The organism is Micromonospora sp. WMMA1976 (assembly GCF_027497335.1).
GTDB lineage: Bacteria > Actinomycetota > Actinomycetes > Mycobacteriales > Micromonosporaceae > Micromonospora > Micromonospora aurantiaca.
This window is the reverse complement of sequence record NZ_CP114912.1, coordinates 1,377,818-1,402,734: the sequence shown is the minus strand read 5'-3', so window position 1 is coordinate 1,402,734 and position 24,917 is coordinate 1,377,818. Positions and strand designations below refer to the sequence as shown.

The 24,917-nt window shown below is 74.2% G+C and carries 22 protein-coding genes; 10 read left to right on the top strand and 12 right to left on the bottom strand.

Annotated elements, in window-relative coordinates; genetic code table 11:
- Positions 1-21: 21 nt before the first annotated feature.
- Positions 22-297, bottom strand: a complete 276-nt coding sequence (locus O7546_RS06650; protein ID WP_151500414.1) for an isoamylase early set domain-containing protein — start codon at positions 295-297, stop codon at positions 22-24.
- Between the two features lie 155 nt (positions 298-452).
- Between O7546_RS06650 and O7546_RS06645 the strand changes: the two genes are divergently transcribed.
- The 4 genes from O7546_RS06645 (at position 453) to O7546_RS06630 (ending at position 3,279) form a co-directional block, all read left to right on the top strand.
- Positions 453-713: a hypothetical protein gene (locus tag O7546_RS06645; protein WP_013284826.1), complete on the top strand. Its 261-nt coding sequence runs from the start codon at positions 453-455 to the stop codon at positions 711-713.
- Positions 714-788: 75 nt separating this feature from the next.
- Entirely contained in the window at positions 789-1,466 is a 678-nt protein-coding gene (locus tag O7546_RS06640) for a hypothetical protein (protein ID WP_281600605.1), read from the top strand.
- A 145-nt stretch (positions 1,467-1,611) separates the two neighbouring features.
- Positions 1,612-2,055 carry a GNAT family N-acetyltransferase gene (locus O7546_RS06635; RefSeq protein ID WP_281600604.1) on the top strand — a complete coding sequence of 148 codons (444 nt, stop codon included), beginning with the start codon at positions 1,612-1,614 and terminating at the stop codon, positions 2,053-2,055.
- 108 nt (positions 2,056-2,163) lie between these two features.
- The gene (locus O7546_RS06630; protein ID WP_194803024.1) at positions 2,164-3,279 is read left to right on the top strand and encodes a lytic polysaccharide monooxygenase; all 1,116 of its coding nucleotides are present in this window, start codon (positions 2,164-2,166) and stop codon (positions 3,277-3,279) included.
- Between the two features lie 45 nt (positions 3,280-3,324).
- Here O7546_RS06630 and hemQ read toward each other — a convergent pair whose 3' ends face one another.
- From hemQ to hemE, 3 genes are read right to left on the bottom strand one after another with little or no spacing between them, the layout of a single operon-like run.
- Positions 3,325-4,026, bottom strand: coding sequence for a hydrogen peroxide-dependent heme synthase (hemQ, locus tag O7546_RS06625; RefSeq protein ID WP_120570998.1), 702 nt, complete (start codon positions 4,024-4,026; stop codon positions 3,325-3,327).
- Positions 4,023-5,432 carry a protoporphyrinogen oxidase gene (gene hemG, locus O7546_RS06620; protein ID WP_269696366.1) on the bottom strand — a complete coding sequence of 470 codons (1,410 nt, stop codon included), beginning with the start codon at positions 5,430-5,432 and terminating at the stop codon, positions 4,023-4,025. The genes hemQ and hemG overlap by 4 nt, the downstream gene beginning before the upstream one ends.
- Positions 5,433-5,441: 9 nt before the next feature.
- Entirely contained in the window at positions 5,442-6,542 is a 1,101-nt protein-coding gene (hemE, locus tag O7546_RS06615) for a uroporphyrinogen decarboxylase (RefSeq protein WP_194803022.1), read from the bottom strand.
- Between the two features lie 128 nt (positions 6,543-6,670).
- Here hemE and O7546_RS06610 point away from each other — a divergent pair, with 128 nt between their 5' ends.
- Complete coding sequence (locus O7546_RS06610) at positions 6,671-7,243, top strand: DUF3000 domain-containing protein (protein ID WP_135238966.1); 573 nt, start codon at positions 6,671-6,673, stop codon at positions 7,241-7,243.
- Positions 7,244-7,313: 70 nt separating this feature from the next.
- On the opposite strand, the gene O7546_RS06605 is transcribed toward O7546_RS06610, so the two are convergent.
- Positions 7,314-8,126: a hypothetical protein gene (locus O7546_RS06605; protein WP_194803021.1), complete on the bottom strand. Its 813-nt coding sequence runs from the start codon at positions 8,124-8,126 to the stop codon at positions 7,314-7,316.
- 86 nt (positions 8,127-8,212) lie between these two features.
- Positions 8,213-9,670 (bottom strand): trypsin-like peptidase domain-containing protein, encoded by a 1,458-nt coding sequence (locus O7546_RS06600; protein WP_281600603.1) that lies wholly within the window; start codon positions 9,668-9,670, stop codon positions 8,213-8,215.
- A 232-nt stretch (positions 9,671-9,902) separates the two neighbouring features.
- On the opposite strand from O7546_RS06600, the gene O7546_RS06595 reads away from it, so the two are divergent.
- From O7546_RS06595 to O7546_RS06580, 4 genes are all read left to right on the top strand, one after another.
- Entirely contained in the window at positions 9,903-11,225 is a 1,323-nt protein-coding gene (locus O7546_RS06595) for a ribonuclease D (RefSeq protein ID WP_269696362.1), read from the top strand.
- A gap of 101 nt (positions 11,226-11,326) precedes the next feature.
- Positions 11,327-12,523, top strand: a complete 1,197-nt coding sequence (locus O7546_RS06590; protein WP_281600602.1) for a thiolase family protein — start codon at positions 11,327-11,329, stop codon at positions 12,521-12,523.
- Positions 12,520-14,583: a 3-hydroxyacyl-CoA dehydrogenase NAD-binding domain-containing protein gene (locus O7546_RS06585; protein WP_281600601.1), complete on the top strand. Its 2,064-nt coding sequence runs from the start codon at positions 12,520-12,522 to the stop codon at positions 14,581-14,583. The genes O7546_RS06590 and O7546_RS06585 overlap by 4 nt, the downstream gene beginning before the upstream one ends.
- A 189-nt stretch (positions 14,584-14,772) precedes the next feature.
- Positions 14,773-15,519 (top strand): hypothetical protein, encoded by a 747-nt coding sequence (locus tag O7546_RS06580; RefSeq protein ID WP_135238961.1) that lies wholly within the window; start codon positions 14,773-14,775, stop codon positions 15,517-15,519.
- A gap of 58 nt (positions 15,520-15,577) precedes the next feature.
- Here O7546_RS06580 and O7546_RS06575 read toward each other — a convergent pair whose 3' ends face one another.
- From O7546_RS06575 to O7546_RS06560, 4 genes are all read right to left on the bottom strand, one after another.
- On the bottom strand, positions 15,578-15,964 hold the full coding sequence (locus O7546_RS06575) for a VOC family protein (RefSeq protein ID WP_194803016.1): 387 nt from the start codon (positions 15,962-15,964) through the stop codon (positions 15,578-15,580).
- Positions 15,965-16,169: 205 nt separating this feature from the next.
- Complete coding sequence (locus tag O7546_RS06570) at positions 16,170-18,716, bottom strand: malectin domain-containing carbohydrate-binding protein (RefSeq protein WP_269696358.1); 2,547 nt, start codon at positions 18,714-18,716, stop codon at positions 16,170-16,172.
- 204 nt (positions 18,717-18,920) lie between these two features.
- Complete coding sequence (locus O7546_RS06565) at positions 18,921-20,087, bottom strand: HAMP domain-containing sensor histidine kinase (protein WP_194803014.1); 1,167 nt, start codon at positions 20,085-20,087, stop codon at positions 18,921-18,923.
- Complete coding sequence (locus O7546_RS06560) at positions 20,084-20,752, bottom strand: response regulator transcription factor (RefSeq protein WP_194803013.1); 669 nt, start codon at positions 20,750-20,752, stop codon at positions 20,084-20,086. The genes O7546_RS06565 and O7546_RS06560 overlap by 4 nt, the downstream gene beginning before the upstream one ends.
- A 419-nt stretch (positions 20,753-21,171) precedes the next feature.
- Here O7546_RS06560 and O7546_RS06555 point away from each other — a divergent pair, with 419 nt between their 5' ends.
- On the top strand, positions 21,172-22,350 hold the full coding sequence (locus tag O7546_RS06555; protein WP_281600600.1) for a peptidase C39 family protein: 1,179 nt from the start codon (positions 21,172-21,174) through the stop codon (positions 22,348-22,350).
- Here O7546_RS06555 and O7546_RS06550 read toward each other — a convergent pair whose 3' ends face one another.
- Both O7546_RS06550 and O7546_RS06545 read right to left on the bottom strand, forming a co-directional pair.
- Positions 22,351-23,643, bottom strand: coding sequence for a PQQ-binding-like beta-propeller repeat protein (locus O7546_RS06550; protein ID WP_194803012.1), 1,293 nt, complete (start codon positions 23,641-23,643; stop codon positions 22,351-22,353). It lies immediately after the preceding gene.
- Positions 23,640-24,902, bottom strand: a complete 1,263-nt coding sequence (locus O7546_RS06545; RefSeq protein WP_269696356.1) for a PQQ-binding-like beta-propeller repeat protein — start codon at positions 24,900-24,902, stop codon at positions 23,640-23,642. The genes O7546_RS06550 and O7546_RS06545 overlap by 4 nt, the downstream gene beginning before the upstream one ends.
- Between the last annotated feature and the right edge of the window lie 15 nt (positions 24,903-24,917).

The window sequence follows — 24,917 nt, the reverse complement described above, 5'->3', positions numbered from 1 at the left end:
GGCGTCACACCGACGGCGGCGTCACAGCCGCAGCAGGCCGCCGGCCTCGTCCACCTGGTCGGCGGCCTCGTCGTCCAGCCACACCCCGCCGGTGGCGAGGTAGCGGAAGCGGTACTCCCCCGGCGCGAGCCGGACCGTGACGGTACGGGTGCCGTCGCGGCGCGGCACCAGTTCGTGGCGGCCGGGCTCCCACCCGTTGAAGCAGCCGACCACGCTCACCGTGCCGGCCGGGGTGTCCCGGGGCAGCGAGAACGTCACCCGGGTCTGGTTGCCGAAGAGCTTGTTGCGCTTGATCACGAATCCTCCGGGGAGTTTCGGCGGTCACCGGGGTCAACGCGCGACACGCCGGGAGCGACTCGCCGTGGGGCCGGATCAGGTTCGCCGGTTCCGGTTGCCCGATGGTGTCGTCTGCGCAACCCTCGGATGACAGGTCCGTTTTCGGGGGGTTTCGCATGGCTGCCTGCGAGGTTTGCGGCAACGACTACTGGATGGCGTTCGAGGTGCGCACCGTCGACGGGTCGCGGCACACGTTCGACTGCTTCGAGTGCGCGGTGCACAAGATGGCGCCGATCTGCGAGCACTGCCAGATCAAGATCGTCGGGCACGGCGTCGAGGTCTCCGGCCGCTTCTTCTGCTGCGCCCACTGCGCCCGCGCCGTCGAGGGCGAGCAGGGCGCCGAGGTACGCGACGCGGTCGGCGCCCGCCCCGCCTGACGCGCGGCGGCCACGCACGCGGGCGGCCGCGCTCCGGGGACACCGTCCGAGTCGATCTCCGACTAGCATCCCTCCGTGACCCGACGGTTGATCATCGCGGCGGCACTCGTCGCCGTCCTCGCGGGCTGCGATCCCGCCACCGAGCCCGGCGCCACGACCGCCCCCGATCCGGCGCTCGTCGCGCCCTCACCCACCGACGGCGGGGCCGCCGCGGCGCTGCGCGACCGGTACGCGGCGACCGGTAACCTGGCCGGCCTGGCCGAGAAGCCCGAGAACGCCAGCGAGCAGCTCGACTCCGACGGCGTCGCCTGTGGTCGCCCGCTGCCCCTGCTCGACCGGCGGCTCGTCGTGTCCACCCGGGTCTTCGGCACGCCGGAGGGCACCCCGGCCGGCGAGTTCGTCGAGGTCGCCCAGGAGACAGTGGTCTATCCGGACGAGGCGACCGCCGCGGACGCGGTACGGCAGATCTTCGGCGTGCTGGAGGCGTGCGAGCGCGACGAGGAGGACGGCCAGGTCACCACCGGCCACACCGCCGGGAAGCTGCCCGCCGGGCTGGGCGTGCCGGGCCGGATGGTGTCGGCCACCATGACCGTGTCCGACGGCACCCGTTTCCCGCACCGTTACGGCTGCCTCCAGCAGGGCCGGGTGACCCAGTGCGTCTGGGTGTGGACCCGCTCGGCGGCCGACACCGGCACCTGGTTCGAACGCGCCGTCACCGCCACCGCCACCGGGCTGCGCGCGTCGAAGGGCTGAGCAGGCGCGCCGGCCCGGCGCCCTGAATCAGCACGCCGGACCGCGCTGAACCGGCACGCCGGACCGAGCCGGCCCCGGCGCGCCGAACCGCCGCGCGCCCGGGGTGCGCACGACCGGCCGCAGACGCGCCGCCTAACCTGGGCCGATGCCCGTCGAGTCCCACCTGGCAAGCTTCGCCGACCTGGACACCAGCACCTTCCACGACCTGCTCCGGCTGCGCATCGACGTGTTCGTGGTCGAGCAGTCCTGCCCGTACCCGGAACTGGACGGCCGGGACGTCGAACCCGGCACCCGCCACCTGTGGCTGAGCAGCGACGGCGCTGTGGTCGCGTACCTGCGGATCCTGGCCGACCCCGGCGGCGTCGCACGGATCGGACGGGTCGTGGTGGCGCCGGCGGCCCGCGGCGCGGGCCTGGCCGGCGCGCTGATGACCGAGGCCCTGGCCGTCGTGGGTGACCGGCCCTGCGTGCTCGACGCGCAGACGCACCTGGTCGGCTTCTACGCCGGGTTCGGCTTCGCCGTCGACGGCCCCGGTTACGTCGAGGACGGCATCCCGCACACCCCGATGCGCCGCGACCCGACTCATTGACGTTTGTCGCTTTTTGTGGCAGCGTGCGGGCGGAGCCGCCACGCGGGAGAGGGCAACTCCCGACAGTCCGGGCGTCGTGCACCGACACCCCATCCCGGAGGCTTTCCCATGTCCACTCCGTACCGCCGCCCCTTACCGCTCGCGGCGGCGATCCTCGCCGTCTGCGCGGTGGTGGCGGCGCTGCTCACCACCGCGTTCTCCGGCCCGGCCTCGGCGCACGGGTCGGTCGTCGACCCGGCCTCGCGCGCCTACAGCTGCTGGCAGCGCTGGGGCGGTGACTTCCAGAACCCGGCCATGGCCACCCAGGACCCGATGTGCTGGCAGGCGTGGCAGGCCGACCCGAACGCCATGTGGAACTGGAACGGCCTGTTCCGCGAGGGCGTGGCCGGCAACCACCAGGGCGCCATCCCGGACGGGCAGCTGTGCAGCGGCGGTCGCACCCAGAGCGGCCGGTACAACGCGCTCGACACGGTCGGCGCCTGGAAGACCGTGCCGGTCACCAACAGCTTCCGGGTCAAGTTCTTCGACCAGGCCAGCCACGGCGCCGACTACATCCGGGTGTACGTGACCAAGCAGGGTTTCAACGCGCTCACCTCGCCGTTGCGCTGGAGCGACCTGGAACTGGTCGGCCAGATCGGCAACACCCCGGCCAGCCAGTGGACGCGTGAGGTGGACGGCGTGTCCATCCAGATCCCGGCGAACGCGCCGGGCCGCACCGGCCGGCACATCGTCTACACCATCTGGCAGGCCAGCCACCTGGACCAGTCCTACTACCTGTGCAGTGACGTGGACTTCGGCGGCTCCGGCCCGACCACTCCGCCGACGAGTACGCCGCCCACCAGCACCCCGCCGACGAGCACCCCGCCCACCAGCACGCCGCCGACCAGCCCGCCCCCGACCACGCCGAACCCGGCCGGTGGCTGCACCGCGACGTACGCGATCACCGGTTCGTGGGGCGGCGGCTTCCAGGCCGAGGTGAAGGTGACAAACGGCAGCGGTTCACCGATCCGCGGCTGGTCGGTGAGCTGGAACTACCAGAACGGCCAGCAGGTCAACTCGGCGTGGAACGCCACAGTCACCACCAGCGGAACGCTGGTGACGGCACGCAACGTGGCCTACAACGGCTCACTCGCACCGGGTGCCAGCACCTCGTTCGGCTTCACCGGCTCGGCCGGTGCGACGAACCCGGTGCCCGGCATCCTGTCCTGCACGACGACCGCCTGACCGGGATCCGGCCGGGACCGCGCTCGCGGTCCCGGCCGGGCACGCTCAGACCAGGCAGTTGACGATGTCGGCGACCGGGCGGCGGCGGCCGGTGTAGAACGGGATCTCCTCCCGCACGTGCCGGCGGGCGCCGGAGGCCCGCAGGTCGCGCATGAGGTCGACGATCCGGTGCAGCTCGTCGGCCTCGAACGCCAGCATCCACTCGTAGTCGCCGAGCGCGAACGAGGCGACCGTGTTGGCCCGCACGTCCGGGTAGCCCCGGGCCATCTTGCCGTGCTCGGACAGCAGCTCACGCCGCTCGGCGTCGGGCAGCAGGTACCACTCGTACGAGCGCACGAACGGGTAGACGCACAGGTAGGCGCGCGGCTGCTCGTCGGCCAGGAACGCCGGAATGTGGCTCTTGTTGAACTCGGCCGGGCGGTGCAGCGCCATCTGCGACCAGACCGGGGTGAGCGCCCGGCCCAGCGTGGTGCGGCGGAACCGCAGGTACGCGTCCTGGAGCGCGTCGCTGGACGACGAGTGCCACCAGATCATCAGGTCGGCGTCCGCGCGCAGCCCGGCCACGTCGTACGTGCCCCGGATCGTGACGTCCTTGCCGGCCAGCTCGGTGAAGAGCGACTCGACCTCGTCGACGACGTTCTCCCGCAGCGACGGCAGCGGGCTGGTGGCCCGGTACACCGACCACATGGTGTAGCGGATGGTCTCGTTGAGCTCCCGCAGCCGCGCCGCGTTGGTCTGCTCGGTCATGCTGCCGATCCTCCCAGTGCCGTGATGATCTCTTCGGCCGCCGTCTCGCCGGAGCGGACGCAGACCGGAATGCCGACGCCGTCGTAGCCGGCCCCGGCCACCGCAAGCGTCGGATGGGCGGCGCGCAACGCCGTCCGGACCGCCGCCACCCGGGCGGTGTGCCCGGGCGTGTACTGCGGCAACGCGCCACCCCACCGCTGCACGTGCCGGGCCACCGGGACCGGCAGCGGCGCGCCGAGCACCGCCGACAGCTCCCGGTGCACCACGTCGGCCAGGTCGTCGTCGGTGAGCTGGAGCGACGTCTCGTCGCCGTACCGGCCGACCGAGGCGCGCACCAGCGCCAGCCCGTCCGGCCGCCGCAGGTGCCCCCACTTGGTGGTGAAGAACGTGGACGCCTTGATCGTCAGCCCTTCGACGGCGGGCACCAGGAAGCCGGACAGCTCCGGCAGGGCCGGGCCGGGCAGGGCGAGCGTGATCAGGGCGACGCTGGCGTAGTCGAGCGCGCCGACCGTGTCGGCCGCCTCGGGCGCGGCGGCGGCGAGCAGCCGGGCGGCCGGGCGGGCCGGCACCGCGAGCAGCACCGCGTCGGCCTCGACGTGCTCGGCGTCGCGGGTCGGCCCGACGGTGAGCCGCCAGCCGTCCGGGGTGCGCCGCAGCTCGCGTACCGCGGCGCCCCGGCGGATCGTCGCACCGCTCGCCGTCGCCGCCGCCTCGACCAGCGTGCTCAGCCCGCCGGCGAGGGTGCCGAAGACCGGGGCGCCCGGCGCGCGCGGCGCGGCGGCCTGGGCGGCGCGTACCGCACCGACGAGCGTGTGCTCGGCGCGAGCCGCGCGGGCCAGCGCCGGCATCGTGGTGACCAGCGACAGGTCGTCGGCCCGCCCGGCGTACACGCCGCCGAGCATCGGGTCGACCAGCCGGTCCACCACCGCGTCACCGAGACGCTTGCGGACCAGCTCACCGACCGAGGTGTCCTCGCCGTCGGCCAGCAGCGGCCGGCCCCCGTCGCGGTCGGCGTCCGCGGCCGGCGGCGCGACCGCCGCCACCTTGTCCAGATCCCCGGGTACGCCGACGAGCGTGCCGCCCGGCACCTGGTGCAACGTGCCGTCGACGAGCAGGGCGGCCTGCCCGACCGTGGGGTGCACGATCGATGCGTCCAGGCCGAGGCGCCGGGCCAGCGTCACCGCCGCCGACTCGCCACCGGCCGGGTCGCGCATCAGGAACGACTCGGCGCCGAACTCGACCGGCCCGCCGGCCAGCTCACCGGTGAACAGCTTGCCGCCGAGGCGGCCCGACTGCTCGTACACGGTGACCTCGGTGCTCTCGGGGGCCCGGTCGCGCAACCGGACGGCGGCGGCCAGCCCGGTGATCCCGCCACCGACGATCGCCACCCGCCACGGTCGCACCACTGTCTCCTCCTAGCGCTCCGGTCGCGCGGTCAGCTCGTGCACCAGCGCGACCACCCGGGTCAGCACCTCGGGGTCGGTCTCCGGCAGGACGCCGTGACCGAGGTTGAACACGTGGCCGGGAGCGGCCCGGCCCTGCTCGACGATGCGCCGCACCTCGGTCTCCACCGCCGGCCAGGGGGCGAGCAGCACCGTCGGGTCGAGGTTGCCCTGCACCGCCTTGTCCGGCCCGATCCGGCCGGTGGCGACGTCCAGCGGCGTACGCCAGTCCACGCCCACCACGTCGGCCCCGGCCTCGCCCATCGCGCCGAGCAGCTCGCCGGTGCCCACCCCGAAGTGGATCCGCGGCACGCCGGAGTCGGCGAGCCCGCCCAGCACGTACGTCGAGTGCGGCAGCACGAAACGGCGGTAGTCGGCCTCGGAGAGCGCGCCGGCCCACGAGTCGAACAGCTGCACCGCGGAGACCCCGGCGTCGACCTGCACCTGGAGGAACGCCAGCGTCACCTCGGCCAGCCGCGCGCACAGCGCGTGCCACAGGTCCGGGTCGCCGTACATCAGCGCCTTGGTCTTGGCGTGGGTCCGCGACGGCCCGCCCTCGACCAGGTAGCTGGCGAGCGTGAACGGGGCGCCGGCGAAGCCGATCAGCGGGGTGTCGCCCAGCTCGACGACGAGCCGGCGGACCGCCTCGTCCACGTACGACACGTCGTCGCGGCCGATCGGGCTGATCCGCTCCACGTCGGCGGCGGTCCGGACCGGCTCGGCCACCACCGGGCCGGTGCCGGGCACGATGTCCAGGTCGACGCCGGCCGCGGCGACCGGCACCACGATGTCGCTGAACAGGATCGCCGCGTCCACGCCGTGCCGGCGCACCGGCTGCAGCGTGATCTCGGTGACCAGCTCGGGCCGGCGGCAGGACTCCAGCATCGGCACGTTGGCCCGGATCTCCCGGTACTCCGGCAGCGACCGGCCGGCCTGGCGCATGAACCAGACCGGGGTGTGCGGGCCCGGCTCGCGCCGGCAGGCGCGGACGAAGGGCGAGTCGGCCGGCCCGCCGCGGCGGGGTTCTCCGTCTCGGGCGGCAGTGCCCGTGGTGTCGGTGGTCATCGCGGCCATCGTGCCACGCCCCCGGCGCGCGCCCGCGCTCACCGTCCGCATTTGTGACGTAGAAGGAAGGCCCTCAACCGTCGATCACCCGGCGTGCCGTCGCGCGCCGTGCGGTGAGCGCGGCATAGGCTGCCCGCATGGCCCCCCCGATCGCGCTCCCGGAAACGTTCGCTCGCGCGGTCGCGGGGCTGCGATCGGTGACACCCCGCCCGGAGATCGTCCTGGAGGAGGTCGGCGCGCCGCAGCGGCTGGCCCCGTACGCGTTCGCGCTCTCCGCCGCCGTGATGCGCGACGACGACGAGGTGGCCACCGGCCGGCTGATCCTGCTGCACGACCCGGCCGGGCACGAGGCGTGGCAGGGCACGCTGCGCCTGGTCACGTACGTCACCGCCGAACTGGAGGTCGACCTGGCCAGCGACCCGCTGCTGCCGGGCGTCGGCTGGACCTGGCTGACCGACGCGCTCGACGCGCAGGGCGCCGGGCACCGGGCGATCGGCGGCACCGTCACCCAGACGCTCTCCACCCGGTTCGGTGAGCTGGCCGGGCCGCCCGCCGCCGGGGACATCGAGATCCGCGCCTCGTGGACGCCGCTGCGCGCCGACCTGGGCCCGCACCTGCTCGGCTGGTGCACGCTGCTGGCCTCCACGGCCGGCCTGCCGCCGCCCGGCGTCACCGCGCTGCCCACCCGCCGCGCGGCTGGCGCCGCCTGACCGCACCCCGCCCCGGGACACGCGAAGGGCCGCCCCGGGACGAACCGGGACGGCCTTCGGTGGACACCGGTCAGAGGTAGTTCTCGGCCTCGTCGCAGATCTTGTCCAGGCCCTTGCTGGCCGCCTCGAAGGCGGCCCGGTCGCCGCGCGACGCCGCCGACATGGCAGTGGTCAGCTTGTCCAGGCAGCTCGCGATGACCTTCTTCTGCCGGGCCTGCTCGTCCCTGTCGTTCTTGGTGCCGGTCAGGTCCTGCTGGGTGTCCGACAGCCGCTCCTGGACCGCCTTCAGCTCACCCTTGAGCTTCTCCATCTCCTGCTGGTTCGCCGAGATCGTGCCGTCCCGCTGGCTGACCGTCTGCCGCGACTCGTCCAGTTCGCCGTTCGTGGAGACGTACAGGAACGTCATCACGCCACCGAAGACGAACAGCAACGCGGCCACCAGGCCGAGCACCAGCGGCGCCCACTTCCGGCCGCCGCCGGCCGGCGCGGCGCCCATCGGGCCGTACGGGCCGGGCGGCCCGGACATCGGCGGCGGCGCGAAGCCGGGGCCGGACACCGGCGGAGCGGACGCCGGCGGGACCGACATCGGCTGCGCGTAGCCGGGCCCGGAGACCGGCGGGACCGAGACCGGCGGCGCCGACATCGGCTGCGCCGGCGGGGGCACCGGGGCGGCGCCGGGCGAGTAGCCCGGCTGTCCCGGCGCGGTGGGCTGGTATCCGCCGTACCCGGGGGCGCCGTCGGGCGCGGCGGGCTGGTGCAGGGTCGGCGCGGGCTGGTTCGGGTCGTACTGCTGGGGCGCGGGCCGGCTGCCGTACACGTTGCCGTAGACCGTGCCCCCCGGCGCCGGGGGCGGGTTGTCGCCCCCGGCCGGTGGGTAGGACATGTCGTTCCTCCAGATGTGCTGGTCCCCCGCGGGGTGGCCCGATGGGCCGGGGTCGATGCGGTGCGGCGGGGCCGGTGTGGCCGCCGTCAGCAGAGCCGGAACCGGTCGCAGGCGGTCTTGATCGGCACCGCCAGCCCGATGCCCTCGGCGTTGCGGGCCTTGGCCGTGGCGATGCCGACGACCTCCTTCGAGCCGTTGATCACCGGGCCGCCGGAGTTGCCCGGGTTGATCGGCGCGTCGAACTGGATCACCGGACCGCCGCCGCGCTCGTCCTCGCGGAACGCGCTGACCACGCCCGTGGTGACGCTGTCCTGCAATCCGAGCGGCGCGCCGACCACGATGATCTGCTGGCCGGACCGCACCGGGGCGCGGGCCGCGACCAGTCCGGTGAACTTGGCGCTGGTCTGCAGCTGCGCCAGGTCCTTGTCCTTGTCGGTGGCGATGATCGTCGCCTCGAACCGCTGGTCCTTGCGCTCCAGGAACACCTTGCGCTCACCGGCGGTGAAGACCGACTCGACCACGTGGAAGTTCGTCAGCAGAGTGGTGCCGCCGCCCGACGGGGCCTTGCCGACGGCGAACGCGGTACCGGTGAACTGCCCGGCCCGCACCCGGAACACGCTCGGCAGGACCGCGCTGGCCACCGCCTCCGGGTTGAAGGCCGCGTCGGCCTGCTTCTCCAGGCTGCCGGCGCGCTGCTCCAGGCCCTCGAGCCGGTCTGCGTCCGCGCCCTGCCCCTCGGCCATCCGCTTGTCGGCGGCGGCGAGCCGGTCGTCGAGCCGGTAGATCTGGTACGCCTGCACGCCGGTGACCACCGCCAGCACCGCGGCCAGGGCCAGCGCCACCACGGCCACCCGGCTGCGCCGCGCCGGCTGAGCGCCGAAGCCGGCCGGGCCGCTGACAGGGGCCGGCTGACCGGGGTACGCGGAGCCGGGCTGGGACGGCGCCGACACCGGCTGCCCCGGGTAGGCGGGCGCGGACACGGGCTGGCCGGGATACGACGGGCCGCTGCCGGACGGGCCCGGGTACGGCGGTGCGGCGGGCGTCCGGTCCGGGTACGACGACGAGCCCGGCCCGCCCGGATAGGACGGTGACGCGGAGACCGGCCGGCCCGGATACGACGGCGAGGCGGCCGGCTGTCCCGGGTACGCCGGGGCGGCGGGCCGGGAGGTCTGCGCCGGTACGGAGCCGAAGGACGACGGCTGGGCCGGCGCGGAGCCGTAGGACGGCTGGGTCGTGGCGGGCGGGGTCGTGGCGGGCGGGGTCGCGACGCCGGACGAGGCCGCGTAGGGCGTCGCCTGCGGCGTCCCGGCCTGGTCCGGGCGGTTCGGGTAGCCGGCGGGCGGCTGGACGGCGGGCGGCTGGACGGCGGCCCGCGCCGGGTAGCCGGGGCTGCCGGACCACTCGGATCCACCGGGGAACGACCCCGGCACCGCTGCCGAACCGGCGGGCGGGGCGAAACGCGGCGGCAGCGGTCCCGGCCGGTCGGCTGCCGGTTCGCCGCCCTGCCCCGGCACGTCGTCGCCGGTTCCGTACCCGCCTGTCATGCTCGCCCGTCCTCCCCGTCGGCCTCGCCGACGCCCCCCGACCCGCTGCGGCACCCGTACGCCGTTCGCGGCTCGATGGACCGTACCGGCGGGAACGGGCTTTGTCTTCCCCCTTGTCCGACCCTCTCACGGCCCCGCAACCCGCACCTTTCCGGTCACCCGACGGCCATCGCGCCGACACGCGCCGGACCGGCTGCGCACACCGGATCGTCCGGCCTACTAGGGTTGTCAGGTGACCGACGAACCACCCCTGCGCCGTCGGGCCGCCGAAAGCCGTACCGGAGAGGCGTCCGCCCCTCCGACGTCGGCCCTGCCGGAGCCGGCGGACGCGGGGACCGAGACCGACACGGGCGCGGCCGTCCCCCTCACCGCGCCGCGCGACGGCACGCCCGCCCCGGTGGCCACACCCGCCGAGTTGGACGAGGTGGTGGCCCGCTTCGCGTCCGGCACCGGCCCGGTGGCCCTCGATGCCGAACGTGCCTCCGGCTACCGCTACAGCCAGCGCGCCTACCTGGTGCAGCTGCGCCGCGGCGGCGCCGGCACCGCGCTCATCGACCCGCTGCCGCTGCCCGACCTGTCCGCCCTGGACGCGGCGATCGCCGAGACCGAGTGGGTGCTGCACGCGGCCAGCCAGGATCTCGCCTGCCTGGCCGAGGTGGGGCTGCGCCCGCGCCGGTTGTTCGACACCGAACTGGCCGCCCGGCTGGCCGGATTCGAGCGGGTCGGCCTGGCCGCGCTGACCGAACAGCTGCTCGGGTTCAGCCTGGAGAAGCACCACTCCGCCGCCGACTGGTCCAGCCGGCCGCTGCCGGAGTCCTGGCTGACGTACGCGGCGCTGGACGTGGAACTGCTGGTGGACCTGCGCGACGCGCTGGACGAGGAGTTGCAGCGGCAGGGCAAGTCCGGCTGGGCGGCGGAGGAGTTCGACGCGCTGGTGCGCAACGGCGCCCGTCCGCCGCGCGTGCGCGCCGAGCCGTGGCGACGCACGTCCGGCATCCACCGGGTACGCGGCGCGCGCGCCCAGGCCCGGGTGCGTTCCCTCTGGTACGCGCGGGACCAGATCGCCTCCCGCCGGGACGCCGCGCCGGGCCGGGTGCTGCCCGACTCGGCCATCGTGGCCGCCGCCGAACTGGACCCGAAGGACGAGAAGACGCTGCTCACGCTGCCCGGGTTCGGTGGGCGGTCGGTGCGCCGGCTGGCGCGCACCTGGCTGGCGGCGCTGGACGACGCGCGCCAGCTGCCGGACGACGCGCTGCCGGTGAGCCCGGCGGTGGAGGGGCCGCCTCCGCCGCACCGGTGGGCCGAACGCGACCCGGTGGCGGCCGGGCGGCTGGCCCGCGCCCGGGAGGTGGTGGTCGGCACCGCCGGGGCGCACCGCCTGCCGGCGGAGAACCTGATCGCGCCGGACTCGATCCGCCGGCTCGCGTGGCAGCCGCCCGCGGAGATCACCGACGACACGGTCGCGGAGACGCTGCGCGGGTTCGGCGCCCGCGAGTGGCAGATCGGTCTGCTGCTGCCCGCTCTTACCGAGGCGCTGCGCACCCCCCAGCAGTAACGTCGGTGGCAGGTGTGAGGTGGGCCACGCGGGGGGTGGTGCCACGTTTGGTTACTGGCGAGTAGCATCCGGGGAAATGCCCGTGCCGAGGGAGGCTCCAAGTGCCCCGTGAAGTCCGGGATGTCGTCTTCGTCGACGGCGTCCGTACCCCGTTCGGCAAGGCGGGTGGGATGTACGCCAACACCCGCGCCGACGATCTGGTGATCCGCTGCATCCGCGAGCTGATGCGCCGCAACCCGCAACTGCCGCCGGAGAAGGTGGAGGAGGTGGCCATCGCCGCCACCACCCAGATCGGTGACCAGGGCCTGACCATCGGCCGCACCGCCGCCCTGCTGGCCGGCCTGCCCAAGACCGTACCCGGCTTCGCCATCGACCGGATGTGCGCGGGCGCGATGACCGCCGTCACCACAGTGGCCAGCGGCATCGCAGTGGGCGCGTACGACGTGGCGATCGCCGGCGGCGTCGAGCACATGGGCCGCCACCCGATGGGCGAGGGCGTCGACCCCAACCCGCGCATCGTCGCGGAGAAGCTGGTCGACCCGTCCGCTCTGGTGATGGGCTCCACCGCGGAGAACCTGCACGACCGCGTCCCGCACATCACCAAGGAGCGCACCGACGCGTTCGCGCTGGCGTCGCAGCAGAAGACCGCGAAGGCGTACGCCAACGGCAAGCTCCAGGGCGACCTGGTGCCGGTGGCGACCCGCGACCCGGAGGCGGGCTGGGGTCTGGCCACCGTGGACGAGGCGCCCCGCGACACCTCGATGGAGAAGCTGGCGAGCCTGAAGACCCCGTTCCGGCCGCACGGCAAGGTCACCGCGGGCAACGCGGCCGGCCTGAACGACGGCGCCACCGCCGCGCTGCTGGTGGCCGAGGAGACCGCCCGCGAGCTGGGCCTGCCGGTCGGCATGCGCCTGGTGTCGTTCGGTTTCGTCGGCGTCGAGCCCGAGGTGATGGGCGTCGGCCCGATCCCGTCGACCGAGAAGGCGCTGCGCATCGCCGGCCTGAGCATCGACGACATCGGCCTGTTCGAGCTGAACGAGGCGTTCGCGGTGCAGGTGCTCGCCTTCCTGGACCACTTCGGCATCGCCGACGACGACCCGCGGGTCAACCCGTGGGGCGGCGCGATCGCCATCGGTCACCCGCTCGCGTCCTCCGGCGTCCGGCTGATGACCCAGCTCGCCCGCCAGTTCGCCGAGCACCCCGAGGTCCGCTACGGCCTCACCGCCATGTGCATCGGCATCGGCATGGGCGGCACCGTGATCTGGGAGAACCCGCACTGGGAGGGTGGAGACAAGTGAGCCTCGCCGCACCGAACGAGGTCGTCACCAAGGCGCTGCTGCGCCAGGTGGCCGTACCCGGGCTGGACCGGCCCGCCGCCCTCATCACCCTGGACAACGGCTTCGACCACACCAAGCCGAACACCTTCGGCCCGGCCGGCCTGACCAGCCTGGACGAGGCGATCACCGCCGCGCTGGCGGCCGAGCCGGCATTCATCGCGGTCACCGGCAAGCCGTACATCTTCTGCGTGGGCGCGGACATCACCAGCCTGCCCGCGCTGGAGAACCGCGAGCAGGCGCTGGAGATCGGGCGGCTGGGCCACCGGGTCTTCGCCCGGCTCAAGGACAGCGGCGTCCCCACCTTCGCGTTCGTCAACGGCGCGGCGATGGGCGGCGGCCTGGAGCTGGCGCTGCACTGCCACTACCGGACCCTGTCGGCGGGCGCGGCGGCCCTGGCGCTGCCCGAGGTCTCGCTCGGCCTGATCCCCGGCTGGGGCGGTACGCAGCTGCTGCCGAACCTGATCGGCATCCCGGCCGCCACGCAGGTGATCATCCAGAACCCGCTGATGCAGAACAAGATGCTCAAGCCGAAGCAGGCGGCCGAGATGGGCATCGCGGACGTGCTGCTGGAGCCGGCCGACTTCCTGGAGCGGTCGCTGGAGTGGGCCGCCGGCGTGGTCCGGGGCGAGGTCACCGTGACCCGTCCCGAGGTCGACAAGGACATGTGGGCGGGCGTGCTCTACTTCGCCCGGCAGACCCTGGACCAGCGGCTGCACGGCGCGGTCCCGTCCGCGTACAAGGCGCTGGACCTGCTGGAGACGGCGAAGGACGCCGACTTCGCCACCGGCACCGCGGCGGAGGACGAGGCCCTCGCGGGCCTGATCTTCTCCGAGGAGCTGCGCAGCGGCCTGTACGCCTTCGACCTGGTGCAGCGGCGGGCCAAGCGCCCGGCCGGCGCGCCGGACAAGGGCCTGGCCCGTCCGGTCACCAAGGTGGGCATCGTCGGCGCCGGCCTGATGGCCAGCCAGCTCGCGCTGCTGTTCGCCCGGCGGCTCCAGGTGCCGGTCGTGATGACCGACCTGGACCAGTCCCGGGTGGACAAGGGCGTCGGCTACGTGCACACCCAGATCGAGAAGGCCGTCAGCAAGGGCCGGATGGACAAGGGCACCGCGGCCAAGCTGTACGGCCTGGTGTCCGGCTCGGTCGACAAGTCCGTCTTCGCCGACGCCGACTTCGTCATCGAGGCCGTGTTCGAGGACCTGGGCGTCAAGAAGCAGGTCTGGGCCGAGCTGGAGAAGATCGTCAAGCCGGAGGCGGTGCTCGCCACCAACACCAGCTCGCTGTCCATCACCGAGATGGCCGCCGAGCTGGAGCACCCGGAGCGGGTGGTCGGCTTCCACTTCTTCAACCCGGTCGCGGTGCTGCCGCTGCTGGAGATCGTCCGCGGTGAGCGGACCGACGACGCCACGCTGGCCACCGCGTTCGCTGTCGGCAAGCAGCTCAAGAAGTCGTCGGTGCTGGTCAAGGACGCTCCGGCGTTCGTGGTGAACCGGCTGCTGACCCGCTTCCTCGGCACCGTGTTCGCCGCCGTCGACCAGGGCACCCCGCTGGACGTGGCGAACAGCGCGCTGGACCCGCTGGGCCTGCCGATGCGTCCGCTGGCGCTGCTCCAGCTCGTCGGGCCGGCCGTGGCGTACCACGTCGGCGGCACCCTGCACGAGGCGTTCCCGGACCGGTTCGGCGTCAGCGAGAACCTCAAGCGGATCGCCGACTCGGGCCAGCCGATCGTGGTCGACGACCAGATCAACGACGAGGTGGCGAAGCTGCTCGTGGTCGGCGACGAGCCGCTCACCGCCGAGCAGGTCCGGCAGAACGCGCTGGACGCGCTGGCGCAGGAGATCCGGCTCATGCTTGACGAGGGCGTCGTCGCCGAGGCGCAGGACATCGACCTGTGCATGATCCTCGGCGCCGGCTGGCCGTTCCACCTGGGCGGCGTCACGCCGTACCTGGACCGGACCGGCACCTCCGAGCGGGTGACCGGCAAGCGGTTCCTGCCGCGCGGCGCGGCAAGCCTGCGCTGAGGCGACCGCAACGCATCGATCGCGGTGGTCGGGCTGTCCGTTCCGGACGGTCCGGCCACCGCGATCGGCGTCTGCGGCCCAGGTCACGGGCAGGTCGCAGTTTTCGGTCGTCGCCCTTGGGCGGGACAGCGGGTTGTCGGTGGTGCTGGCTACGATCACGCGTCCAGTTTTCTCACAGGAGCTGCCTACATGTCCCAGCCGCCGTCCAGTCCCTACTCCGGCAACTACCCCTCCCCCCAGCAACAGCCCGGTGGCTTCCAGCCGCCGCAGCAGCCGCAGTACGGCGGTGACTACCCGCAGACTCCGCAGCAGCCGCAGTACGGTGGCCAGCTCGGTGCGCCGGTCCCGCCGAAGAAGAAGTCCGGCGTCGGCAAGGTCCTGCTGATCGTCCTCGCCGTGGTCCTGGTGCTGTGCGTCGGCGGCGGTGTCGCCGCCTACTTCGCCACGAAGGACACCGTCGACGAGGTGGTCACCGCCACCAAGACCCGGGTGGTCGAGCCGCAGACGCTCGGCGGCCGGGCCAAGGTCACCGACCCGCAGCTGCAGTCCGCCGCGGCGCAGATGAAGTCCGAGCTCAGCAAGGACGTGCCGGACGCGACCAGCACCGTCGGTGCGTTCTACGGCGACCCGGCCAAGAAGGACCTGGTCATGATCGTGGCCGTGTCCGGCGTCATGGCGGACCCGAAGAAGGAGCTGGCCGACGCCACCGCGGCGGTCACCCCGGACCTGGCCACCAAGGACTTCAAGACGGTCGACGCGGGCCCGCTGGGCGGCGACGCCAAGTGCTCCGACGGCAAGGCGTCGGACGTACCGGTGGCCGTCTGCATCTGGGCCGACCGGGGCAGCCTCGGCATGGTGGTGGTCTACTTCAAGTCCGCGGCCGAGCTCCAGTCGGAGTTCGTGGCGATGCGCGGCGAGATCGAGAAGCAGGACTGACACCGGTTCACGCACCGGGCCCCCGCCGTCACGGCGGGGGCCCGGTGTCGTTTCCGGATCAGGCGGACGCAGCCCGTTCCGCGGCGCTACGGCACACGCAGAACTCGTTGCCCTCCGGGTCGGCCAGCACCACCCAACCGGTGCCGTCCGGTCGGCGCCGGTCGGCCACCACTGTGGCGCCGAGGTCGCGCAGCCGCGCCACCTCCTCGTCCCGGGTGCCCTCGGCCGGGTGCAGGTCGAGGTGGAACGCGCCCTTGCCGTGCCGCTCGCCCACCTGGACGAACAGCAGGTCGGGGCCGTGCCCGCCGGGTGCGGCGAGGACCGCCTCCGGGTCGCCCGGGTGGTCGTCGTCGGCGAGCCGGCGGTCCAGCACGCGGGCCCACCAGCCGGCCAGGGCGTACGGGTCGTCGGTCTCGACTGTCACGCAGTGGATCTGTGCACTCATTGTGCTTCCTCCTGTGGGGAGCGCGCCCCGGCGGAGTGGGAACGTCAGCGGGGAACGCGGGGCGCGGGACGGTTCACGACGGACATCGACCACACCCCCTTCCACCTCTCGGGCTGACCGGTCGATCATGCCATCGCCGGCCGGCCGGAACAAGCCGCCGGCCCGGCCCCGCGGGTGCGGGACCGGGCCGGCGGGCACTGCCGCGTCACGGGCCGACGAACACCGCCTTCGCCCGCCAGTCGACACCGTCGACCGCCGGGCCGCTGCGCACCGTGAACGTCGTCGACGGAGCGGCGCCCGTCCAGTCGGCGGCGGACAGGTCACCGGTGCTCCGGTTCACCTTGTAGAGCGTGGTGCCGGCCGCGAACAGCGCGCCCGCGTCGGCGAACCCGCTCGCCCCGGCCACCGTGAACCGGTCGGCGCCGACCACACCGCTGTCGGGCGTGAACCAGCGCCAGAACAGGCCGTTCTGCCCGCTCAGCGAGTAGTAGAGGCGCCCGTCCCGGTAGAACATGCCGGTCACGTTGGGGATCTCGGCGTAGAAGCCGGTGGTCGCGCCGACGTACGTCTGCCCCGCCGGGCCGGAGTTGGTCACCACGGTGTCCCAGTACGGGTCGTGGTACGGGTCCACCAGCTCGGGAGTGCCGAACGTGGTGCCGTCGAACGTACGCCGCCACAGCGCGCCCTCGGCGCCGTAGAACAGCGTCCCGCCGACCCAGAACGCGTTACGCGTGGCGGACCACACCGTCTCGTCCGGGTTCGCCACCGGGCTGGGCGTACCGACGCCGGTCAGCCCGTCGTACGAGCGGACCTGCACCTCCTCGCCGGTACCGGTCGGCGGCGGCCCGGTCTTGACGATCTCGACGGCGTCGACGAGCGGGTTCTCCTTGACGTGGCGGAACTCGATGTCGACGGTGCCGTCGCTGGTCACCGTGAACTCCCGCATGGTGCCCACGTTGTGCCCGACGCCGGCGGACAGGTCCAGGTCGTCGAGGACGACGGTGCCGTCCAGCGCGACGTCGAAGACGCGGGTGTTCGGGGCGGAGGTGCCGTCGTACCGGTTGGCCAGGTAGAGCCGCACGTGCACCTCGGTGCCGGTGGGCACGGGGAACTGCCAGAGCATCTCCGCGCCACCGGCCGGGTCGTACCGCTCGTCGCTGTAGAGCGCGGCCGGGGTGCCGGCCGGCACCGTCGCGTCCAGGCTGCCGACCGTGTTGAAGCTGGAGGTCGAGCTGCCGGTGTTGTGGTACGGGCTGGGGCTGGAGCTGGTGTCGGCCGCCCAGTCCGGTCCGCCGTCGGTGGCGGCGACCAGCGGGCCGCCGGCGTTCACCCGGTACAGCACGTTCGTCGGCTTCGGCAGGCCGGCCTGGTAGACGTTGCCGGGCAGCGTGGCGGTGCTGGTCGGGTGCGGGGCCTTGCCGCCGGCGAGCGGGAAGAACGCGATCCGCTCGCGGCGGTACTGGAAGTTGCCGATCCAGAGCGTGTCGCCGCCGACCCAGAGGCCGGACTCGGTGACGAGCATCTCCGAGGCGCCGATGCCGCGCGGGTGCCGGCCCGGGTTCCAGGACAGCGGCAGGCCGTTGACCGGGTCGAGGGCGGCGATGCTGGCCCGGCCGACCGCACCGGCCCGGGCGTTGTCGGCGCCGGTGCTGTTGTTGAGCCAGCGGAGGTGACCGCCGACGTAGACCGCCTGCTCGCTGATGCCGACGGACAGGAACGTGTCGCCGCCGCTGTAGTCGACCCAGGTCGGCTGGAGGTTGTCGCCGGTTGCGGCGGCCTCCCAGCGGGCCGCGGTGTCGCAGAGCGTCCCGCCGTACGGGGCACCGGTGGTGACCACCACGAAGTAGCTGTTGTCCGGGGAGAACGCGACGTCGCGGACGTACGAGTCGAACGACTGCCACTTGCAGCGCGGCGTGTAGCGGGCCGTGTTCCAGTCCGCGACGGTGGCGGCGGTGGCACCCAGGTCGATCTTGACGATCTGGTCGTGCAGGACCCCGTCGGCCTTCTTGAAGTTGCCGATGACGACGAGCTGCGTGCCGTCCGGGGAGACGGCGAGCTTCTCCGCGCCCACGCCGGCCTTGGCGCCGCTGACGCCGTCCCAGTTGTGGTTCTCGGTCAGCGTGGTGGTGAGGTAGCTGTCGACCGCGCCGGTGGTGGCGTTGAGCGAGGCGAGCCCGCCGCGCGGGTTGGGGTTGCCGGCCGTGGTGAAGATGCCGCCGACCAGCAGCCGGTCACCGACCAGCGCGATGTCCTTGATCAGCCCGTTGAACGCCGGCGGCGCGAAGCTGGTGACGACCGCCCCGGTGGCGACGTCGAGCAGGGCCACCTTGCGCCGGGTCACGCCGTTGACGGTGTTGAACTTGCCGGCCACGAAGACCGTGCCCGCCGTGGGACCGGCGACGACCGCCGTCACCTCGTTGTCGAGCGTGGGCGCGAACGCGGTGTCCACCTGCCCGGTGGCCTTGTCGAAGGCGAGCAGGTAGTCCCGGGGGATGTCGACGTCGGAGTTGCGGTTCTGCACCCGGGTGAAGGAGCCGCCCGCGATGATCTTCGTACCGGCGTCGTGGATCGCGTCGACCGAGCCGTCCTGGACGTCGGGCGAGGCGGCCGAGGGGACGGTGTGGACCACTTTGTCGTGGCCGGGCGCGGCGGCGGCCGCCGGCGTGGCCGGGGAGAGGCCGGCGACGGTGAGGGCGCCGGCGGTGAGGACCGCGAGGATGCGGCGGCGGCGCGGGGCCGAGTGGTGGGTCACGGGCAGCTCCGGTGGGTGAGCAGGGTGAGGCGTCGCTGCGCTTACTCTCCGTTGATCCCCGGCTCCGCGTCCAGCGCGGGCGGCGCATTCTGCCCGACCACCGTGCGCCGGGGGCCGACCACCGTCGGGTCCGGCCAGGACAGCCGAGGCCGCCCGCACGAAAAGATGAGGCCGTCTCACCGGCCGGGCGGGCCGGCTCGGCGGTCAGGTGGCCGCCGCCGGGTCGGCCGACGGAAGCGTGACAGTCACCTCCAGGCCGCCGCCGGGCTGGGCGACCGCCTTCACCGTGCCGCCGTGCGCGTCGCTGACGGCCCGCACGATCGACAGGCCGAGACCGGAGCCGCGCGCGCCGGTGCGTTCCTGGCCGCCGCGCCGGAACGGTTCGAACAGCCCGGGTACGTCGGCCGGGGCGACCTCGAAGCCGGTGTTCCCCACCACCAGCCAGGACCGCTCGCCGTCGGTGCCGGTGCGTACCCAGATCCGGCCGTGCAGGTGGTTGTAGCGGACCGCGTTCTCCACCAGGTTGCCGGCGAGCCGGTCCAGCAGGCCCGGGTCGCCGACCACCGGCGCCGGGCGCAGCGAGGTGTGCACCTTCAGGCCGATGCGCTCGACCTCCCGGGAGACCGCGGAGAGGGCGTTGGCGGTGCCGATGGCGAGGTCCGACTCGGCGCGCCGGCCCAGCCGCCGGCCGGTCTGTGCCTCGCTGCGCGCCAGGACCAGCAGCGCGTCGACCAGGCCGTTGGCGCGCTCCGAGGCGTCGCGCACCACGCCGGCCATGCGGCGGTACTCGGCGAGGTCGGCGTCGTCGTCGCTGAGCGTCACGTCGATTTCGGTACGCATCACCGCCAGCGGCGTCCGCAGCTCGTGCGAGGCGTTCGCGACGAACCGTTTCTGCGCCTCGAAGGCGCCGCTGATCCGGTCGAGCATCGCGTCGAACGTCTCGGCCAGCTCGGCCACCTCGTCGTCGGCGCCGGACCAGCCGATCCGCTCGTCGAGCGTGGCCTCGCCGAGCCGGCGGGCGGTGGCGGTGACCTGGTGCAGCGGGCGCAGCGCCCGCCCGGCCACCAGGTACGCCCCGGCCACCCCGACCACGCTGATCGCCGCCAGCGCGAGCAGCCCCTTGACCAGCAGTTCCTGCGACGCCGCGTCGACGAGCTGCCGCTGCCACTCCCCGGCGTCGAGGGTGCGCCCGTCGCTGAGCACCACTGTGGTGCCGGGTAGCAGCTCGTCGGTGGGGCGCAGCGCGTCGCGGACCAGCAGCCAGGCCAGCAGCACCAGGATCGCCCCGGCGCCGACCAGCAGCACGCCGTTGAGCAGGGTCAGCCGCAGCCGCAGCGTCGGCCGTACCCGGCGCGTGGCCGGCGCGCTCACTGCCGTACCCCACCGATGCGGTACCCCGCGCCCACGACCGTGTCGATGAGCGGCGGATCGCCGAGCTTCTTGCGCAGTGTCATCACGGTGACCCGGACGATAGTGGTGAACGGGTCGGTGTTGGCGTCCCACACCCGTTCCAGCAGTTCCTCGCTGGACACCACCGCGCCGCGCGCCTTGAGCAGTTCGGCGAGCACGCCGAACTCCTTGTTGGTGAGGTCGAGCGGCACGTCGCCCCGGCTCACCACCCGGCGGGCCGGGTCGAGCACCAGATCGGCCACCTCCAGCACCGGCGGCGCGGCCGGGGTGGCGCGGCGGCCGAGCGCCTGCACCCGGGCCACCAGCTCGTCGAACGCGAAGGGCTTGGCCAGGTAGTCGTCGGCGCCGAGCTGCAGCCCTTCCACCCGGTCGGCGACGGTGCCGCTGGCGGTCAGCATCAGCACCCGGGTCAGCGCGCCGGAGGTGGCCAGGTCGGCGCAGATCCGGTCGCCGTGCACGCCGGGCAGGTCACGGTCCAGGATCACCACGTCGTAGCGGGTGACGAACGCCGCCTCGTGCCCGGCGTCGCCGTCGTAGGCGACGTCCACAGCCATGCCGCGCTTGCGCAGCCCGCGCGCGATCGCGTCGGCGAGGTTGCGCTCGTCCTCGACCACCAGTACCCGCATCCCGGCCTCCCACCTCGTGACCCCTGACAACCTAGTGCGGCAGGCAAAACCGGCAGCCGCAGGAGCCGACGGCCACCGGCACGCGGATCACGATTGTCACTCGCCGTAACACCGAGGACGATTCGGCGTGGTATCACGCACCGTGATGTAGGCCCACAGGGCACATCGAACGCCCCGTCGATTCGAATCGCCTTGACCAGGGGAAACAGCCGACCGCTCCGCAGCGCCGGAGATACCGCTGCGCGGTGACTCTGCCGGGGTCGGGCTGCAACCACGGTCCGTGACCGCGGGGCGGGTCGGTGGGTTACGGCCCACGGCGCGTGCGGCCGTTGCAGAAAACCTTCGGGTACGCGATGCTCGGCGGCGATGATCGACACGCACTCCAGCCGGCTGCCACGTCCGTGCCGGGCGGGTTCCCGATGACCGGCCGCGACATCGCGTACCGCCGGTTCCGCTTCCCGGCGGACCGCGACCTGGGTCGTGTGGACGGGCTGCGCGACGGGCCGGACGGGCTCACGCCCGACGGCGCGGCCGGCCCGGTCGCGCACACCGACCCGCACTCCGGGACCACAGCCGAGTACGCGGCCGGCACCTGGACCTCCCCAGTGACGTCCGCCGGCTTCGGCGTCACCGAGCTGGTGCCCTCGTGGACCGCCGACACCCCGCCCGGCTGCTGGCTGCGGGTCGAGCTGCGCGGCTGGGCCGGCGGCACTGCCACCACCGGCTGGTACGACCTGGGCCACTGGGGGGCCGACGACAGCGCCGTGCACCGCGCCTCGGTACCCGGGCAGGAGGACGACCGGGCGCGGGTCGCCGCGGACACGCTGCGGGTGACCGGCTCGACGGTGACCGGCTGGCAGGTCCGGGTGACCCTGCTGCGCCGCCTCGACGCGCCCGACGGCCCGGTGCTGCGCACGGTGGGCGTGGTCGCCTCGGCCGACCCGCCCACCGGCACGGAGGCCACGGGCGCCGGGGATGCGCGCGCGTGGGGGCGGGTGCTGGACGTGCCGCGTTACGCGCAGCGGCTGCACGCCGCCGGGGAGACCCGCTGGGGTGGCGGCGGCGACTCCTGGTGCAGCCCCACCTGCGTGTCGATGGTGCTCGACTTCTGGGACGCCGGCCCCGCCCCGGACCGGTACGCCTGGGTGGCGCCGCCCGGCCCCCGCCCGCAGGTGGTGCACGCCGCCCGGCACTGCTACGACCACGCCTACGGCGGGCCGGGCAACTGGCCGTTCAACACCGCGTACGCGGCGACGCACGGGGTGGACGCCTTCGTCACCCGGCTGCGCTCGCTGGCCGAGGCGGAACTGTTCGTGGCCGCCGGCATCCCGCTGATCGTCTCGGCCGCGTTCACCGCCGGTCAGGTACCCGGACTGGACTACGACACCCGGGGACACCTCATGGTGCTGGCCGGTTTCACCGCCGACGGCGACCCGGTACTGAACGACCCGTACGCGCCGGACGACGAGCGGGTCCGCCGCACCGTGCCGCGCGCGCCGTTCGAGCGCGCCTGGCAGGTGGGCAGCGGCGGGATCGCGTACGTGCTGCGGCCCGAGTCGACGCCGCTGCCGCCGGCCCCGGCGCAGGCCAACTGGTGATCAGCGCCCGGCCGGCCAGATCGCCATGCCACCGGTCGGGCGCAGGCACACCAGTTGCGTACCCGTGTCCGCGCACTCGGACCAGGCGCCGGGCAGGATCCCCCGGATCCGCACCTGCCCGGCCGCCACGTCGAGCGCGCCGACCAGCGTGCGGTCCTCGGTGAGCGTGCGCAGCCCGAGCAGCGGCCCGGACGGGAGGTCGTTGCCGGAGACGCGCCAGCGGCCCAGCCGGGCCAGCACGCGGCCGGTCGGCGGGTCCAGCGCCGACAGTTCCAGTTCCTCCCCGACGCCGCGTTCGGCCGCGATGAGCCGGTCGCCGACCGGTCCCATCCCCAGCCAGCGCTCGTCCGTCCAGGCCGGACGGCCGGTGGCCGGGTCGAGGGCCTGCGCGCCGCCCACCTGGTCGCGCAGGCACACCATCCCGGCGCAGTCGGCGAACCAGAGCCCGGCGCGGGAGCCGACCGGCAGGCTCCACCGCTCGTCGAGCCGGTCCAGGCCGTACCCGGTGACAGTGCCCCGGGCGTCCTCGACCAGCAGGAGGTCGGCCACGACCTGCGCGTACCGGTAGGCGGCGCGATCGGCCGCGGGCGCCACCCGGCCGGTGTGCGCGACCGCGCCGGAGTCCGCGTCGTACACGGTCACCCGGCCCTGCGGGGTGACCAGCACGAGTTGCGTCACCCCGTGGTCGTCGCGGCGGTACCCCACCTCCTGGCCGGGTACGGGCAGCGTCCACCGCACCTCGCCGGAGGCCGGGTCCACGGCCCGCACTGTGCCCGCACCGGGCGGGCGGGGGTTCTCCAGCAGCAGCCCGCCTGACGCGGTCCGGACCGGGTAGCCGGGTTGCCGCCAGCGCAGCGTGCCGGTGGCCGGGTCGAGCATCGCCGACACGGAGTCGCCGTCCCCGGCCGGGCTGCTCGTCACCAGCAGTCCCCCGGCCACTGCGGTGAGGCCGAGCACGTGGTCGCCGTCGGTCAGCGCGAACCGCCACGCCGGGTCCCCACCGGGCAGCCGGTACGCGGCGACCACCCGCCCACCCCGGCCGATCGCGCCCGGGCCGTCGGCCACCACCACGCGGTCCGGCAGGACCACGAACGCCGCGCCCTGCGGGGCGGGCACCCGGATCGGCTCGGGCCGTCGCGGCGGCCCGGCGGCAGCGGTGACCACGAGCAGCACCAGGCAGCCGAGCAGCGCCACCCGCGCGGTGGGGCCCGGCGGCCGGCGGGGCGGTGCGGCGACCGGCTCGTCGGCGGACTCGCCGTGCCGCATCTCCCCCAGCTCGATCACCGGGCTCACGTCAGCCGCCGCACCATGTAGTCGCCACCGGGCCGGCGGCAGACCAGAAGCGTCACGCCGGTGGTGCAGTCGGTGCCGGTGAGCGCGCCCCGGATCGAGGGCGCATCGCCGGACAGTCCCACCTCGGCCAGGAGCCGTCTGCCGCCGCCCAGCGGCCGTGTCGCCAGCAGCGGCCCGCCCGACTCGTGCTGCGGGACCGGTCTCCAGCCGCCCAGGTCGGCGATCAGCCGCCCGTCGTCCTGGTCGAGCACCGCCAGGCCGTCGTCGCTGGCGGTGTCGGGGACGCCGACGAGCAGCCGCCCGCCACGCTCCGCCGCCACGCCCGCCCACCGGTCCACGTTCCAGCGCACGGCGCCGGTCGCCGGGTCGAGCGCGGTCATCCCGCCGGCCGGCCCGACGGCGCAGAGCAGGGCGCCGCAACCCTCGACGTGGCCGACGAGCTTCCGCGCGACGGTCCAGCGCGACCGGAGCGTGCCCAGGTCGTACGCCTCGATGGCCCCGTCGCCGTCGCGGAACTCCAGCAGCAGCCCGCGGGCGATCTGCAACCGGCGCGGGCCGGGCCGTCGTACCGGGTACAGGTCGCGGGCCACGAGCCGCGCGCCGGTGCGCACGTCCACGACCACCGTCTCCCCGGTCGCCGGGGACAACACCATGCGTACCGGCCCGGCCGGCTCGGCGTCGAACCCCAGCGCGCCCGTCATGGGCGCCGTCCACACCGTACGGCCGTCGGCCGGGTCCAGCCCTCCGATCGACGTCGTGGTGTCGGATGCGGCCGACTGGATCAGCAGCACCCGGCCCACCGCGAACGCGATCCCGGGCCGGCGCCAGACGTCCGCGCCGGTGGCCGCGTCGTACGTGATTGTCTGCCAGTCCGTGTCGTCGACGCCCCGGCCGGCCACGATCACCCGGTCGTCCTGCTCCCACACCGACACGGCGGTGCCCACGCCGGGTAGCGGGCTGCGCCACCGCTCCCGGTCGCCCCGGTACGCGAGGAGTTCCCGCCCGCCGCCGGCGCCTGCGCGGTCCGGCCGTACCACGTACACCACGTCGCCGGAGACGAACACGGCCGATCCCAGCCCGCCGGGCAGCGTCCACTCGGCCGGACCTCGCGGCGGCGTCGCGGCGGTGAGCGTGAGCAACGCCACCAACAGCACCACGAGAAGGCGGAACGGCCGTCCGACGGCACGCGGGGGGCGGGGCACCGGGCCGGGCGGTGCGTCGTCGCGCAGCTCCCCCAGATCGATGACGGTCACGACCATCCTCTCCCGCGCGCC

Bases quoted from the DNA above. Each gene is read 5' to 3' on its own strand.
- O7546_RS06645 (WP_013284826.1), top strand. From the start codon at position 453: ATGGCTGCCTGCGAGGTTTGCGGCAACGACTACTGGATGGCGTTCGAG.
- O7546_RS06635 (WP_281600604.1), top strand. From the start codon at position 1,612: ATGCCCGTCGAGTCCCACCTGGCAAGCTTCGCCGACCTGGACACCAGC.
- O7546_RS06630 (WP_194803024.1), top strand. From the start codon at position 2,164: ATGTCCACTCCGTACCGCCGCCCCTTACCGCTCGCGGCGGCGATCCTC.
- hemQ (WP_120570998.1), bottom strand. From the start codon at position 4,026: ATGACCGAGCAGACCAACGCGGCGCGGCTGCGGGAGCTCAACGAGACC.
- hemE (WP_194803022.1), bottom strand. From the start codon at position 6,542: ATGGCCGCGATGACCACCGACACCACGGGCACTGCCGCCCGAGACGGA.
- O7546_RS06610 (WP_135238966.1), top strand. From the start codon at position 6,671: ATGGCCCCCCCGATCGCGCTCCCGGAAACGTTCGCTCGCGCGGTCGCG.
- O7546_RS06605 (WP_194803021.1), bottom strand. From the start codon at position 8,126: ATGTCCTACCCACCGGCCGGGGGCGACAACCCGCCCCCGGCGCCGGGG.
- O7546_RS06600 (WP_281600603.1), bottom strand. From the start codon at position 9,670: ATGACAGGCGGGTACGGAACCGGCGACGACGTGCCGGGGCAGGGCGGC.
- O7546_RS06580 (WP_135238961.1), top strand. From the start codon at position 14,773: ATGTCCCAGCCGCCGTCCAGTCCCTACTCCGGCAACTACCCCTCCCCC.
- O7546_RS06575 (WP_194803016.1), bottom strand. From the start codon at position 15,964: ATGAGTGCACAGATCCACTGCGTGACAGTCGAGACCGACGACCCGTAC.
- O7546_RS06560 (WP_194803013.1), bottom strand. From the start codon at position 20,752: ATGCGGGTACTGGTGGTCGAGGACGAGCGCAACCTCGCCGACGCGATC.
- O7546_RS06555 (WP_281600600.1), top strand. From the start codon at position 21,172: ATGACCGGCCGCGACATCGCGTACCGCCGGTTCCGCTTCCCGGCGGAC.
- O7546_RS06545 (WP_269696356.1), bottom strand. From the start codon at position 24,902: ATGGTCGTGACCGTCATCGATCTGGGGGAGCTGCGCGACGACGCACCG.